Genomic DNA, 13,236 nt, shown 5'->3' on the forward strand with positions numbered 1-13,236 from the left:
CAAGGCTGGTAACCAAAAGCCTGGCACGCTTGCGCGGGCCAGGCTGAGGGCAAGTATCAGAAGTAGTAGGGGAATTTCAGGCTGAAGGAAAAGTCAGGCGCATCATCGGTCAGACCAATGGACAGGTTAGGTACGATGGTGAGGTTGTTGGTGGCAGCGAAGGTCAGGCCGACGTTGAAGTTGGCCGCGTTGTAGTCACTGTTGGAGATGGACTGCCAGTCACCGCCATCGGGTTTGATCTTGCTTTTGCGGGCGAACTGGTCAGACACCGAGAACGACATACTCATCTTTTCGTTCAGGGCAAAGGCGATACCGCCACCAATCTGCCAGGAGTCGCCGAGTTTCACGTCACCGGGCACCTTGCTGTTGACCTGTGGGCTGATATCGCTGAACGAGTCCTGCATATTGTAGGTGTACGACAGGCTGCCGAACAGCACGGCTGGGTCGAAGGTCTTGACCAGGGAGATGCCAGGCGTGATCGACCACACACCGTTGCCGGTTGGCAGGCTGTCCGGTACCGACAGGTTGCTGTTGCCGTCGACCTCGCGCAGCTTGATGCCATACGGGTCCTTGCCGGTCGGTGCCTTGACCCGCAGGGTGGCGACGGCGTCTGGCCAGGTTTCGTCCTCGTCGATGAACTTATAGGCCACACCCACGTTGATATCGCCAATTTCAGGGTCGCGGGTAACGGTGGCATCCGAGGTACTGGCCCCGGCGCCACCGGCGCCGCCAGAAGAGTAGGTGGACTCGCGGTAGACCACGGGTACGTTGATGTCGAACTGCCAGCGCTGCGCCAGGTTGTAGCGCGCGGTCATGTCCAGGGTCCAGTTGTCGGCCTTGATGCGGTCGAGGTTGATACTGCCGAGGAAGATCGAGTCCAGCGCCAGAAAGCCATTGAGCGTGAGCGCCCGGGTATCGTAATGGGTGTAGGTAACACCTGTTTCGAAGCTGAACTTGCCGCCGCCAAAGAAGCCGCTGGCCTCGTCATACAGGTTGGACACGCTCTGCGCCGGTTCCGAATCGGCCGTCAGCGCCTGGCCGTAGGAGCTGCCTGTAGTGCCTGGTGCGCCAGACGCAACGGTCTGCGCCCCCTTGACCCCCTCGGCGGGGGACTTGACCAGGCGTTTGGGTGGCGCCGCCGCAGGGGCCTCCTCGACCTGGCGCACGCGCTGCTCAAGCACCATCAGCGCCTGTTGCTGCGCCTCGTAACGGCGCTTGAGTTCTATCAGTTCCTGTTTCAGCGCTTCGACCTGCGGGTCGGCGGCTGCGTAGAGTGCGGTGGGTGCCAGGGTAGTCAAGCAAACAAAAGCGCGAAGCGTAAAAGATCGGTACATGGAGTTGCCGTCCCTTCCAACTACTTTTGATGAGACAGAGCGTAGATCAGTATCCGAAGGTACGTAGACCTTTGAGCTGGTCAAGGCTGCCGTTCAGCGACGCAGCGGTCGGTACGCTCTCGCGCATGACAACGTTCAATGAGGTGACGTTGCTGACCAGGTTGCCGTTACCGAGCAGCGTCGAGTTCTGCATCAGGCCGCCTTGGGCCAGGCGCTGAACGCTGCTGCCCTGGTTGTTGCTGGCGTTGATGTTGAGCTGCACGCCCACGCCGCTGGATGACACGCTGAGCGAGCCGGCGCCATTTTCGCCGACCAGGGTCTGGCCGGCAGCGAGCACCTGGCCTTGCTGTTGCACGGCGGGGGCCTGGTTGGCCTTGGTGACGTTGATATCGACGTTGTTGTAGGCCGTGTTATTGTCACCGGCAGCCCGCACCACCTGGGTGACGCCTTCGGTAGTGGAAAGGCCGTTGCCGCCGGTCACCACGCCGGTGCCCGCAGCAGACGCGTTGCTCGACGCCGCACCTGTGCCTTTTTCATCAATCATCGAGACATAGAACTGGGGCTTGATGGTCGATTGCTGGACCTGCAGCGTGGAGGTCGCCCCGATCACGTCCCCTTTGGCATTTTGCCAGGTGCTGGACATGACAATGCCGAAACTCACGATGCGCCCCGGCATCACGTAGCGGCCACGCAGGTTGGCCAGCTCCTGGTCCTTCAGTTCGATGGGTTTCAACGGCTCGGCGTGGCTTGGCAGGCTGGCGGCCAGGCAGGCCATGGCCAGCCACAATGAAGTCTTCATGAAATGCTCCCTGGAGCTTCATGCTCCTTGTCATTAGAACAGTCGTTAGAAGAAGTCGCTTTTGATGAAGCCGAAGTCCAGTAGCTCGGTGTCCTTCACTGGGGTGAAGTTGTTCACCCGGCCCTTGGCGGTCAGCGGCAGGGGTGGGTCGAGCAGGACGTTGTTCTTGTCGTAACCCTGGCCGATCACGGCGAAGATGATGCCGTTCCAACCTTTGAGGAAGTCGTCGACTTTGTAACGCCGATGGCCCAGTACCGGGTCGCCGACATACACCCAGCCTTTGTCGACCTTCTGCATGACCACGAAGTGCTTGTAGCCGCGCACATCCATCAGCACCACGACCGGGATGCGCACGCTGTGCAGAGTGTCGGGCGCTACCCGGTAGCCGCGGGCGCGCATGCCCAAGCTTTCCACGTAGCGCTTCATGTCGAGCATCGAAAAGCCTTGCGTGCGCACCAGGTCCTGGTCGGCGTGGGCCAGCATGCCTTCGATGATCTGGTGTTCGTCCACATCCAGCCAGTAGGCCTGGCGCAGGATGGTCGCCAGTGCGGCGGCGCCGCAGCTGAAATCGGTTTTCTGTTGTACCAGGTCAGCGAACTTGCGCTCACGCACACTCTGGATGGGCTTGAATACCACGGCACCGCCCGGCAGGACGGACAGCGGCATTTGTGCAGCTTCGCTCACGCTGGCCAGGCACAGCAAAAACGCCAAGGCGATAATGCGCATGATCGGATGCCTTCCGGTGGGTGTTGAAGAAAGGCCCCCCGAAGGGGGCCTCAAGCGCAGCGTTTAGAACGAGGTGTTGGAAATGGCCAGCGAGTTGCTCTGCTGGTTGCCCACACCGGCTGCCACGTTCACGCCCAGGTTGCCGCTGCCACCGTTGACCGAACCGCTAAGGGTTGCAGTATTGGTAACAGGGTTGGCCCAGCCGGTCGGGGTCAGCACTTGGAAGGACACGGTATTGCTCAAGTCGTAAGCGCTGCTTTCGCTGTAGCTCTTCGAAACGTCGTTCGAGGATTGTTTCGATTTCTCGCCAGACTTTTCAAACGCCGAAGCCGAAGCATTCTCGTACGAAGAGTCGTGAGACTTGGTGTACGAAGAGTCTTTGGACTTGTCGTAAGACGATTCGCGCGACTTGTCGTAGCTGGAGTCGAAGGCTTTCTCGAACGACTTGTCGTACGCACTTTCGCGCGACTTGTCGACCGATACGTCCAACGATGCATTGAGCGAACCATCGAAGGTGCTGGAGCGGGTGCGTTCGCGGCGGCCATCATCGGTGGTGAAGGTGCGCGTAGCATTGGCTGCGGCATCCAGCGAAGCGTTCAGGCTGGCGCTGCTCGACGAGCTGTTGCTGCCGCTGGCAGAGCCACTGGCATTCCAGCCGTTGGAGCCGCTTGCCGACATGCTGCTGGAGCCACTGGCGTTGCTGGATTTCGAGCCGCTGGAGTTCCAGCCGCTAGAGCCGCTGGAGCTGGCACTTTGCGAACCGGCCACGCTGAAGCTCGACGACGAGCTGCGGTCGTCGGTCGAGTTGAACGTACCATCACGCGAGCTCGAGCCACTGGCCGAGGTGGTGATGGTGATCGTGTCGACGCGGTAAGTGCGGTCAGCACTGTTGTTCACGACCAGGCCTGGCCCGTCCTGTTGGGCAGAAGCCGTGGCAGTGGCGTTACCCAGAGGCGCACCGGTGTTGGCGATGGCCATGGTGTTTTTCTGTTGGTTGAGGTCGCCACCGGCGATGTTAATGCCGATGTTGCCCTCAGCCCCGCTGGCCGAGCCGCTCATCACAGCAGACGACTGGGTCGAATAGTTGTCGACCCGGTTGTTGTCGCTGGATTGCACGACATCGGCAGTGGCACTGGCCATGCCGAACACGAAGCTGTTGTCCAGGCTCGACTCGGAACCGGCGTTGGCAATGGCTGCGGCGTTATCCTGCTGGTTGCCGTTACCGGCTGCCACGTTGATACCGACGTTGCCACTGGAGCCTTCGCCCGACTGGCTCATCTCGGCTTCGTTTATAGTGCCCTGGTTGCTGATACGGTTATTGGTGCTGGTTTGGGTATCCCAGGCATTGGCCGTTGCATACACAGGGATTTTGGTTGGAGGAGGCGTGTGCTGACCATTGTTATGGTGGCCGTTGTGGTGGTCATTGCGTCGATCGTTTTGCCCAGCTTGTACAGCAACAGCCATGACCGCAGCAATTGCGAACACCAGAGGCTTGATTGCCATCGAGGGTTTCATGGTGATTCTCCGTACTCTATGTTGGTTAAGTGTCGTTCTTAACTGAAAGGGTCAATCCGCGACCCGGATGCTCAAGGTGTTAGCCATTCGGTTTCCCACCCCGGCACTCTGGTTCAACTGGATCACCCCGCGGCTACCGGTGAAGGCCTGGTCACTGGTGGTGACCTGGCGATGGCCTGTCGGGGTGTCAGTTGGACCGGAGTTGTTGAGCAGCGCCACGTTCTGTTGCATGAGGACGCTGTCGTCGATGCTTTGCGGTTGAGCACTGAGGGTTATGCTCAGGGCATTGGCTTGCTGGGTATTGGCGCCGGCGCTCTGGTTGACGCCCAGCGCACCACTGCCGTTGCTGAACGCGTTGCCTTGAATGGTCGAGCGGGCGTCCATTGTCGGGTCGGCGGGTGTGTTCAGCCGTTGCCGGATCTGCGTGCTGGCATTCGCTTCGGGCCCGACGGCGATGGCCCGCGCATTGGCCTGTTGCTGTTTGTCGCCGGCAGCCTGGTTAACGGAGAGGTTGCCCTGATAGCGGCTGCCGGAGCTGTCGATGTTGGCATTGTCGATGACGGGAACCAGGGAATCGGCGAGGCCTGGGGTGCTGCACAGGGTGGCCAGAATCAGCAGCATGTGCTTCATGTCACTTGCCCCCGCCGGTCAGAATCTGCAATGGCGCGAGGCCGCGTTGCACACTTGAGTTGACCATGTTGGAGATGCCGTTACCCGCGCCCCCCGTGCCACGGCCGCCTGACAGGTTGGGCAATTGGTGCTGGTTACCGAGGTTGCCCCCTAGGTTATTGGTCTGCTGGGTAATCATGTTGCTGATGCCGGCGCCACTGCTGATGCTGGCGAAATCGCCATCGCTCAGCTCGTTGGTTTGCTTGAGCACGTGGGCAGAAGGGTTGGCGTTGACCGTGGTCGGGCTCGGGTCAGGGATCAAGGGCGGGATCGTCGCGTTGCGCACCTGCACGTCGCGCTTGATGATGATGATGCCTTTGTCTGCGTGGGCCGTGAGGCTCAATGCCCCCAGTACACAACCCGCCACCAACAGGTGATAGAGGCGTTTGTCACTCTTCCTCACGACGGCATCCCCTTCTCTGAGCGCTGGCCTTGTTCAGCGATGCGAAGGACAGAGCAGATGGTGTGCCGCTTTTGAGAACCGTATTCAGATCAGACAGTTAGGACAAGAGGCTGACAAACTGCGGCGTATTCTGTCTCAGCGGTGAAACAGCCAGCCGTGGGCGTTGCTGGCCAAGCCAGCTGTTGCCTTGATTGGAAGGGTTTTTGCAGGAGTGTTTCACGGGCTTGACACTGCCCCCGAGACGGGGGGAAGCCCCGCAAATTCGGGGGCTTCGCCCCACTGGAGTGTGTCAGTAGGTTAACACTCGGTCGGGCAGGATGGCGCATCGCTATCAAGCAGCGTAGCAACGGCTTGCAAGGCCAGAAACTGGCGTTGCGGCCAATTGCCCTCAAGTATCTGGTGCGCCTGATTATGCTGCTGCAGCCAGGCAAGGCTGTCGTCGAAAAAGCGCTGGCGGTCGTTGATGTCGGGTTGGCTGCGCTGGCCATCGGCAACCCATTCCACCCCTTGCGGGCTCAGCAGCAGGTGCAGGTCGTAGTGCCGTTCAAGCAAGGCTTGTTCCAGCCAGGCCGGGCAGTCATCGAACAAGGCGCGGCTCCAGAGCATGTTGCTGAGCAGGTGAGTGTCGAGGATCAGCAGCGGTGGCGCCTGTTCGCGCGCCCGGTCCTCCCAGGCCAGCTGGCCGTGGGCGATGGCAGGGATATCGGCATAGCAGGTATCGCGGCACTCCTGGTCGATGAAGTGGCGCACGTACTCGGCCACCACCACACCGCCGAAATGCGCCTGGATCACACCGCTGAGCCAGCTCTTGCCGCTGGATTCGGGGCCGCACAGCACCACGACCTTCATGGCGTGTTGCGTGCTCATGGTTGCGCCAACGCCGGGTCGCGGCGCCATTCCAGCCAGCCGCGCACGGCAATCAGGGTGAGTACGGCAAAGAAGCCCGCCGTGAAGTACAGCTGCTGGTGCAGGTAAAGGCCTACGTAGACGATGTCTACTGCCACCCACAGCGGCCAGCATTGCAGGCGCTTCTGGGCCATCCACAGTTGCGCCACCAGGCTGAAACCTGTCAGGGTGGCGTCGAGCCAGGGCAGGGCGGCATCGGTCCAGTTGGCCATGGCCGAACCCAGGGCTGCGCTCAGGAATACCCCGGCAGCCAGGCCGGCACACAACGCAGGGCCTTGCAGCCGCGATACCTGGCGGGCGTCTTCGGTGCGGCCGGGGCGTTTCCATTGCCACCAGCCGTACAGTTGCAGAATCGCGTAGGCCAGTTGCAGCAGCATGCCCGAGTACAGCTTTACCTCGTAGAACAGCCAGCCATAGATCAGCACCATGACCAGGCCGATCGGCCAGCACCAGGCGTTTTGTTTGACCGTGAGCCAGACAGCGGTGACGCCGAGGACGGCGGCGATGAGTTCAAGGCCGGACATCGGCGATCCTTGGGGAGACTATCGGGGAAGGGCGCGATTGTAGCGGGTCGGCCAGGGAAGGTGTAGGGCGCAGTAGGTGGGGATGCATAGGCTCTGTGTGGGAGCGGGCATGCCCACTCCCACAAAAGAGGCCGGCGCTACACTCGGAACTGCCGCAGCAACTGTTCCAGCTCTTTGCTCAACTGCCCCAATGCCACCCCGGCATCGCTGGACTGGCGCGCCGCATCGGCCGTCTGCTGGGACAGCCCGGCGGTATCCAGCACATTGCGGTTGATTTCCTCGACCACATGCGACTGCTGCAAGGTGGCGCTGGCAATGGAGGCATTCAGCGCGGTCAGGTTGGTCAGTGCTTGGTTGATGGCATCCAGGCTGGCGCCGGCTTCGCGGGCCTGCTCGACGGTTTGGCGCGAGGCTTCGCTGCTGGTGTCGATGGCTTTGACCGCTGCGTCCGACTGGCTTTGCAGGTGTTCGATCATGGTATGGATCTCGGCCGTCGATTGTGCCGTGCGCTGGGCCAGCAGGCGAACTTCGTCGGCGACCACGGCAAAGCCACGGCCTTGTTCCCCGGCCCGCGCCGCTTCGATGGCCGCATTCAACGCCAGCAGGTTGGTCTGCTCGGCGATGGAGCGGATGACATCGAGCACTCCGCCGATGCGCGTGCTGTGGCCGGCCAGGTCGCGAATCACCTGCACGGCCTGGTCGATGGTCAGCGACAACCGGTCGATCTGCGCCAGGCTGCCATGAATTGCTTGCTGGCCATGGGTTACCTGCTGCTGCGCGGTGCGCATTTCCCCGGCGGCCTGTTCGGCGGTCTTGGCTACGTCCTGCACGGCATAGGTCACCTCATTCACAGCGGTGGCTACCTGGTCCATCTGTAGCGATTGTTGGGCGCTGTGCTGCTGTGCGGCGCCTGCATTGTCGCCGACGTGCCCGGCGGACTGGGCCAGCGCGTGGGCTGCCCCTTGCAGCTGGCCGACCACACCCTGCAGCTTGCCGTTGAAACGGTTGAAGTGCTCGCCCAGGTGGGTGATTTCGTCACGGCCGTGGGTGTCCAGGCGCCGGGTCAGGTCGCTTTCGCCGCTGGCGATATTGCCCATGGCCTGCACAGCCTCTTGCAAGGGGCGGGCAATGCTGCGCGCAATCAGCAGGACCACCAGTGCCATCAGCAGGGCAATGCCCACGCCCACCAGCGAGGCATCGCGCAACTGGCGGGCGAATTCGGCCTGCACGTCATCGACGTACACGCCCGAACCGATAATCCAGCCCCAGGGTTTGAACAGCTGTATATAGGAGGTCTTGGCGACCGGCTCGCTGGCACCGGGTTTGGGCCAGCGGTAGTTGACCGGCCCTGCATCCTGCTGGCGGGCCAGGGCGACCATTTCGTTGAACACGGCAAAGCCGTCGGGGTCGCGGATGGCAGAAAGGTCCTGGCCATCGAGCTTGGGGTTGGCCGGATGCATGATCATCTTTGGCCCCAGGTCGTTGATCCAGAAGTAGTCATCGTGGTCGTAGCGCAACGCACGTACCACCTGCAGTGCCTGTTGCTGGGCAGCTTCGCGGCTGAGCGTACCGGCCGCCTCCAGCCCTTGGTAATAGGCCAGCACGCCCGCGGCGGTCTGCACCACATGGCGGGTTTTTTCCGCTTTGGCCTGGTAAAGGTCACCGTGGATCTGGCGCAGCATGAGCAGGCCAAGCACCACCAGCATGGCCACCGCCACCACAAGGATCAGCCACAGGCGCCGGCTGATCGACATCGATCTCAACGTGTTCATCCAGGAGCTCCCGCATTGTTCTTTTTATTGAGGTGCATCCAAGCATGCTTTGCGACAGGTCCCCACCCGACTAATGGCTAAGTGCTATCTTTGAAACAGTCTGCAGCAGGTCGCGTAAAGCGATTGCAAAGGCGCTCTGCTAGGATTTCGGCCGCGTAAGATGAAACCTTTAGCGGGCGTGAACTTTTCTACTGGCGTTGCGCCCAACAGTCGCTGTAAAACAGCCGGGCCGCGTGCGGCAAATTCAAGCAAATCAAGAACAAGGGGCCCGCAGCAAGCGGCGCTCCATCCGGGGGAATGATGGATTTTTGGACTGCCTTTCAGGCAATCATCTTAGGCGTGGTCGAAGGGCTGACGGAGTTTCTGCCGATCTCCAGTACCGGGCACCAGATCATCGTCGCCGACCTGATAGGTTTTGGCGGTGAGCGGGCCATGGCATTCAACATCATCATTCAGCTGGCAGCGATCCTGGCGGTGGTGTGGGAGTTTCGTGGCAAAATTTTCGAAGTGGTGTTTGGCCTGGCCAGCCAGCCCAAGGCGCGGCGTTTCACCGGTAACCTGCTGTTGGCGTTCATGCCGGCGGTGGTGCTGGGCGTGCTGTTCGCCGACCTGATTCACGAATACCTGTTCAACCCGATCACCGTGGCGGCGGCATTGGTGGTGGGTGGCATCATCATGCTCTGGGCCGAGCGCCGCGAACACCGCGTGCAGGTGGACCATGTGGACGACATGCGCTGGAGCCATGCGCTGAAGATCGGCTTCATCCAGTGCCTGGCAATGATTCCGGGCACTTCCCGCTCGGGCTCGACCATCATTGGCGGCCTGCTGTTCGGGTTGTCGCGCAAGGCCGCGACCGAATTTTCGTTCTTTCTGGCGATGCCGACCATGGTCGGCGCGGCGGTGTATTCGGGTTACAAATACCGTGACCTGTTCCAGCCCGGTGACTTGCCGGTATTTGCCGTTGGTTTCGTGACGTCGTTCATTTTCGCCATGATCGCCGTGCGGGCGTTGCTCAAGTTCATTGCCAACCACAGCTACGCGGCGTTTGCCTGGTATCGCATTGTGTTCGGCCTGCTGATTCTGGCGACTTGGCAGTTCGGCTGGGTTGACTGGTCGACAGCGCATGGCTGAGGTGTTGCGCGGGCAACGGGCGGAGGGCGTACGCAATATGCGCCTCAAACTGCTGCTGTTGGGGGGGCTGTGCCTGTTGCCCGGGCTGGGCGCTGCGCGCATGGCCTGGAACGACCAGGCCTGGTGGCTGCTGGCGCTGTACCCGGCGATGAGCCTGATCAGCCTGTTGCTGTATTGGCAGGATAAGCAACAGGCGCGTACCCAGGCCTGGCGTACGCCCGAGAAAGTGCTGCATGCCAGTGAGCTGTTGGGTGGCTGGCCGGGGGCACTGGTGGCGCAGCAGATATTTCGGCACAAGACACGCAAGCTGTCTTACCAGCTGGTGTTCTGGGGGATTGTGCTGGTACACCAGGTGTTCTGGGCGGACTGGCTGTTTTTTGAGGGGCGTTATCTGCCCTTAACTTGATTATTGCCTGTACCGGCCTCTTAGCGGGCACGCCCGCGAAGAGGCCGGTACAGGAAACTACATCACCAACCCCACCTGCAATCGCTTCGGCAAGCGCCGGACCACCAACTGGTGCGAGCGCTGCAGCAAATCTCTAAGCTCATCACGCCCCATGGGATAGGGCTGCGCCATGCTGATCCATTTTGCTCGCGCCAGATACGGCGCAGGTCGTACCCCTGGGCGGTCGCAGTAGCCGAGAAACAGTTCATCGGCCACTTTGAACGACAAACCCGCACCGGCCAGGTCGAGCACGGCGAACATCTTGTTGCCAGCCACTGAAAACACCCGAATGCCACCCCATTTGTAGTCTTCCCGCGCACCCGGCAGGCTCAGGCAAAACGCTGCCACTTCGGCTTCGCTCATTTTCCTTTCAGACATACCGTTCTCCACAGGCCTCGAATGATGCTGCCAGGTGATCGATCCATACCCGCACTGCAGGCAGTACACCCCGCCGGTGGGGGTATACCGCTTGCAGGTAGCCACCCGGTAGCGACCAGTCTGGCAGCAGGCGCACCAGTTCGCCGCGCTCCAGTTCTTCCTCGCAAAACATGCTGGGCAGGGCAGTGAAGCCGAGGCCGGCTCGTACAGCAGCATTACGTACTACGAAATCATCAATGGCCAAGCGCGGTTCCAGAGCGATTTCCTGCTGCTTGCCATGAGGGCCGAACAAGCGAAAGTGTACCAACCGGTCTGCTTCGGCAGCGCCCAGCACGGGAAGTGACGCCAGCTCGGCAGGTTCACGAATGTGATCGGCGAACCCGGGCGCAGCTACCAGTTGCATTTGCGCCTGGCGAAGGCGGCGGGTGACCAGCGCCGGGTCTTCATCGCCCAGGTCACGCACGCGCAGTGCCACGTCGATGCCTTCGGAAATCAGGTCGACCCGGCGGTTGAGCAGCACCATGTCCAGTTGCACCAGCGGGTACTGCTCAAGAAAACGGCTGATCACATCTGGCAGGAATGCGTGTGCCAGCGCCACCGGGCAAGACACCCGCAAGCGCCCGCGCGGTTCACTGCTCATGCTGGCGACGGCTTCATCGGCCGCTTCGGCTTCCAGCAGCATGGCCTGGCAATGATGCAGGTAGCGTTCACCTACTGCGGTGAGCTTGAGCTGCCGCGTGGTGCGTTGCAGCAGGCGCGTGCCAAGGCGCTCTTCCAGCTCGGCGATACGCCGCGACAGGCGCGACTTGGGGATACCCAGCTGGCGCCCGGCTGCGGCGAATCCACCGGCTTCGACGACGCGCGCGAAGTAAAAGAGGTCGTTAAGGTCTTGCATGGGCCTGTCTCACTGTTCCACCTGTGGGACAAACTAACGCATTTTTGCCTCCTTATCAGCCATTGCGCACCCCGGTAGGATTCTCCCCATCGTGATCGCCCACTGGCGCGGTCTTCAATCACAGGAGAGTCCCATGAAACTGTTGCACATCGATTCGAGCATCCTGGGCGACAATTCCGCTTCCCGCCAGCTAAGCCGTGAAGTGGTCGAGGCCTGGAAAGCCGCTGATCCAAGCGTGGAAGTGGTTTACCGTGACCTGGCCGCTGACGCCATCGCCCACTTTTCTGCTGCCACCTTGGTAGCAGCTGGCACCCCTGAAGACATGCGTGATGCTGCCCAGGCTTTTGAAGCCAGGCTCAGTGCTGAAACCCTGGAAGAATTCCTGGCTGCTGATGCTGTAGTCATTGGTGCGCCGATGTACAACTTCACGGTACCGACCCAACTCAAGGCCTGGATCGACCGCGTGGCCGTTGCCGGCAAAACGTTCCGCTACACCGAAGCTGGCCCGGAAGGCCTGTGCGGCAACAAGAAAGTGGTGCTGGTTTCCACTGCCGGTGGCCTGCACGCTGGCCAGCCGACAGGCGCCGGGCATGAGGACTTCCTGAAAGTGTTCCTGGGCTTCATCGGTGTCACCGACCTGGAGATCGTCCGCGCCCATGGCCTGGCCTATGGCCCGGAACACCGTAGCCAGGCGATTGACGCCGCCCAGGCTCAGATTGCCAACGAGCTGTTTGCAGCTGCCTGAACCTTTGTAGCAGGCCTGTCACGGCCTCATCGCCGGCAAGCCAGCTCCCACAGGTACAGCGCATGACTTAATGTCGATGCGGTCGATGTGGGAGCTGGCTTGCCGGCGATGAGGCCGTTTCAGGCAACCGGTATGGCGGGATCAGCCGCTTCCAAAGCCGCTGTACGATCTGCCGCTGGCGGGTAGATCCACACGGAGTTGATCTGCGATTTCAACACCTTGGCCTCGACCTTGGCGGTCGCGCTCGCCGGTGATCTGTTCGGTGAGCGGGTTGGCCTTGAAACCTACTGTCCAGACCACCGTACTGGCAAGGTAGGCCCTATCGAGGGTCAGCAGTGTTACCAAGGCCTGCGGGAGTGCTTCAAAATGTTGGCGGCGTGATCACCCAGATCACCACGGCATCCACTTCGCCGGGGTTGCCATAGCGATGGGGTTCCTGGCTGGAAAAGCTGAAACTGTCGCCTTCACCCAGCTGGAAATGCCGCTCGCCCACCCAAAGCTCGAAGCTGCCGCTGAGGAGGTAGCCGGCTTCTTCGCCCTCATGGCTGTAGCTTTGCTGGCTGTAGGTGCCCGGGGGGAAGCGTGAGTGCAGGATTTCCAGCTGGCGGTTGGGTTGGGGGGTGAGCAACTGATCGACAATGCCATCTTCGTAATGCACGCTCAGGCGGCTGTTGCGTCGTACCACGTAGCCTTGGTCTTCGGGGGCGGTGCTGGCTTCGCTGGCAAAGAACCACTGGATGGTCACGCCCAGGCTGCGGGCGATGTTGAACAACGCGGGGATCGACGGATAGGAGAGGTTGCGCTCCAGCTGGCTGATGTAACCGGCAGTCAGTTCACTGTGTGCAGCCAACTCCGCCAGGGTCATGCCACGGCGCTTGCGCAGGCCGCGGATGCGGGTGCCCAGGAACTGCGGCGCGGCGCCCCCGGCTTTACTGGCGGGGGGCTGGGGAAGTTGGCTCATGCAGGTCGGACCATCGTAAAAGCCGCAGTATGT

At 61.3% G+C, this 13,236-nt stretch carries 15 protein-coding genes; 3 read left to right on the plus strand and 12 right to left on the minus strand.

Annotation, left to right across the window (positions count from 1 at the left end):
* Positions 1-56: 56 nt before the first annotated feature.
* The 9 genes from ACF8R4_RS22600 to mcpP all read right to left on the minus strand — a co-directional run bounded on the left by ACF8R4_RS22600 (position 57) and on the right by mcpP (position 8,648).
* Positions 57-1,334: a hypothetical protein gene (locus ACF8R4_RS22600; RefSeq protein WP_060498972.1), complete on the minus strand. Its 1,278-nt coding sequence runs from the start codon at positions 1,332-1,334 to the stop codon at positions 57-59.
* A 46-nt stretch (positions 1,335-1,380) separates the two neighbouring features.
* Positions 1,381-2,133, minus strand: a complete 753-nt coding sequence (locus ACF8R4_RS22605) for a hypothetical protein (protein WP_104834828.1) — start codon at positions 2,131-2,133, stop codon at positions 1,381-1,383.
* Positions 2,134-2,178: 45 nt separating this feature from the next.
* Positions 2,179-2,859, minus strand: coding sequence for a C39 family peptidase (locus tag ACF8R4_RS22610; protein WP_060498974.1), 681 nt, complete (start codon positions 2,857-2,859; stop codon positions 2,179-2,181).
* A 63-nt stretch (positions 2,860-2,922) separates the two neighbouring features.
* Positions 2,923-4,374, minus strand: a complete 1,452-nt coding sequence (locus ACF8R4_RS22615) for a hypothetical protein (protein WP_060498975.1) — start codon at positions 4,372-4,374, stop codon at positions 2,923-2,925.
* Between the two features lie 51 nt (positions 4,375-4,425).
* Positions 4,426-5,004 carry a hypothetical protein gene (locus ACF8R4_RS22620; protein WP_060498976.1) on the minus strand — a complete coding sequence of 193 codons (579 nt, stop codon included), beginning with the start codon at positions 5,002-5,004 and terminating at the stop codon, positions 4,426-4,428.
* Between the two features lies 1 nt (position 5,005).
* Positions 5,006-5,446 (minus strand): hypothetical protein, encoded by a 441-nt coding sequence (locus tag ACF8R4_RS22625; protein ID WP_060498977.1) that lies wholly within the window; start codon positions 5,444-5,446, stop codon positions 5,006-5,008.
* 297 nt (positions 5,447-5,743) lie between these two features.
* Complete coding sequence (locus ACF8R4_RS22630; protein WP_060498978.1) at positions 5,744-6,313, minus strand: AAA family ATPase; 570 nt, start codon at positions 6,311-6,313, stop codon at positions 5,744-5,746.
* On the minus strand, positions 6,310-6,876 hold the full coding sequence (gene pnuC, locus ACF8R4_RS22635) for a nicotinamide riboside transporter PnuC (protein WP_060498979.1): 567 nt from the start codon (positions 6,874-6,876) through the stop codon (positions 6,310-6,312). The genes ACF8R4_RS22630 and pnuC overlap by 4 nt, the downstream gene beginning before the upstream one ends.
* Positions 6,877-7,013: 137 nt before the next feature.
* Positions 7,014-8,648, minus strand: coding sequence for a methyl-accepting chemotaxis protein McpP (mcpP, locus tag ACF8R4_RS22640; RefSeq protein WP_104834827.1), 1,635 nt, complete (start codon positions 8,646-8,648; stop codon positions 7,014-7,016).
* 300 nt (positions 8,649-8,948) lie between these two features.
* On the opposite strand from mcpP, the gene ACF8R4_RS22645 reads away from it, so the two are divergent.
* The gene (locus tag ACF8R4_RS22645) at positions 8,949-9,779 is read left to right on the plus strand and encodes an undecaprenyl-diphosphate phosphatase (protein WP_060499048.1); all 831 of its coding nucleotides are present in this window, start codon (positions 8,949-8,951) and stop codon (positions 9,777-9,779) included.
* Complete coding sequence (locus ACF8R4_RS22650; RefSeq protein WP_392493500.1) at positions 9,772-10,185, plus strand: DUF1294 domain-containing protein; 414 nt, start codon at positions 9,772-9,774, stop codon at positions 10,183-10,185. Before ACF8R4_RS22645 ends, ACF8R4_RS22650 begins: the two co-directional genes overlap by 8 nt.
* Before the next feature lie 57 nt (positions 10,186-10,242).
* Here the strand turns inward: ACF8R4_RS22650 and ACF8R4_RS22655 are convergent, their stop codons facing one another.
* Both ACF8R4_RS22655 and ACF8R4_RS22660 read right to left on the minus strand, forming a co-directional pair.
* Positions 10,243-10,602, minus strand: a complete 360-nt coding sequence (locus ACF8R4_RS22655; RefSeq protein WP_060498982.1) for an MmcQ/YjbR family DNA-binding protein — start codon at positions 10,600-10,602, stop codon at positions 10,243-10,245.
* A complete protein-coding gene (locus ACF8R4_RS22660) occupies positions 10,595-11,497 on the minus strand; it encodes a LysR substrate-binding domain-containing protein (RefSeq protein WP_060498983.1) in 903 nt (300 codons plus the stop codon). Before ACF8R4_RS22660 ends, ACF8R4_RS22655 begins: the two co-directional genes overlap by 8 nt.
* Before the next feature lie 133 nt (positions 11,498-11,630).
* On the opposite strand from ACF8R4_RS22660, the gene ACF8R4_RS22665 reads away from it, so the two are divergent.
* Complete coding sequence (locus ACF8R4_RS22665; protein ID WP_060498984.1) at positions 11,631-12,242, plus strand: FMN-dependent NADH-azoreductase; 612 nt, start codon at positions 11,631-11,633, stop codon at positions 12,240-12,242.
* A 361-nt stretch (positions 12,243-12,603) separates the two neighbouring features.
* Here the strand turns inward: ACF8R4_RS22665 and ACF8R4_RS22670 are convergent, their stop codons facing one another.
* Positions 12,604-13,203 carry a helix-turn-helix domain-containing protein gene (locus ACF8R4_RS22670; protein ID WP_392493503.1) on the minus strand — a complete coding sequence of 200 codons (600 nt, stop codon included), beginning with the start codon at positions 13,201-13,203 and terminating at the stop codon, positions 12,604-12,606.
* Positions 13,204-13,236: the final 33 nt, after the last annotated feature.

Origin of the sequence: Pseudomonas sp. FYR_2 (genome assembly GCF_043106425.1) — a bacterium.
Lineage (GTDB): Bacteria > Pseudomonadota > Gammaproteobacteria > Pseudomonadales > Pseudomonadaceae > Aquipseudomonas > Aquipseudomonas monteilii.

Coding starts and splice junctions, on each gene's coding strand:
- ACF8R4_RS22600 (WP_060498972.1), bottom strand. CDS start 1,334: ATGTACCGATCTTTTACGCTTCGCGCTTTTGTTTGCTTGACTACCCTG.
- ACF8R4_RS22605 (WP_104834828.1), bottom strand. CDS start 2,133: ATGAAGACTTCATTGTGGCTGGCCATGGCCTGCCTGGCCGCCAGCCTG.
- ACF8R4_RS22610 (WP_060498974.1), bottom strand. CDS start 2,859: ATGCGCATTATCGCCTTGGCGTTTTTGCTGTGCCTGGCCAGCGTGAGC.
- ACF8R4_RS22615 (WP_060498975.1), bottom strand. CDS start 4,374: ATGAAACCCTCGATGGCAATCAAGCCTCTGGTGTTCGCAATTGCTGCG.
- ACF8R4_RS22620 (WP_060498976.1), bottom strand. CDS start 5,004: ATGAAGCACATGCTGCTGATTCTGGCCACCCTGTGCAGCACCCCAGGC.
- ACF8R4_RS22630 (WP_060498978.1), bottom strand. CDS start 6,313: ATGAGCACGCAACACGCCATGAAGGTCGTGGTGCTGTGCGGCCCCGAA.
- pnuC (WP_060498979.1), bottom strand. CDS start 6,876: ATGTCCGGCCTTGAACTCATCGCCGCCGTCCTCGGCGTCACCGCTGTC.
- mcpP (WP_104834827.1), bottom strand. CDS start 8,648: ATGAACACGTTGAGATCGATGTCGATCAGCCGGCGCCTGTGGCTGATC.
- ACF8R4_RS22645 (WP_060499048.1), top strand. CDS start 8,949: ATGGATTTTTGGACTGCCTTTCAGGCAATCATCTTAGGCGTGGTCGAA.
- ACF8R4_RS22650 (WP_392493500.1), top strand. CDS start 9,772: ATGGCTGAGGTGTTGCGCGGGCAACGGGCGGAGGGCGTACGCAATATG.
- ACF8R4_RS22655 (WP_060498982.1), bottom strand. CDS start 10,602: ATGTCTGAAAGGAAAATGAGCGAAGCCGAAGTGGCAGCGTTTTGCCTG.
- ACF8R4_RS22660 (WP_060498983.1), bottom strand. CDS start 11,497: ATGCAAGACCTTAACGACCTCTTTTACTTCGCGCGCGTCGTCGAAGCC.
- ACF8R4_RS22665 (WP_060498984.1), top strand. CDS start 11,631: ATGAAACTGTTGCACATCGATTCGAGCATCCTGGGCGACAATTCCGCT.
- ACF8R4_RS22670 (WP_392493503.1), bottom strand. CDS start 13,203: ATGAGCCAACTTCCCCAGCCCCCCGCCAGTAAAGCCGGGGGCGCCGCG.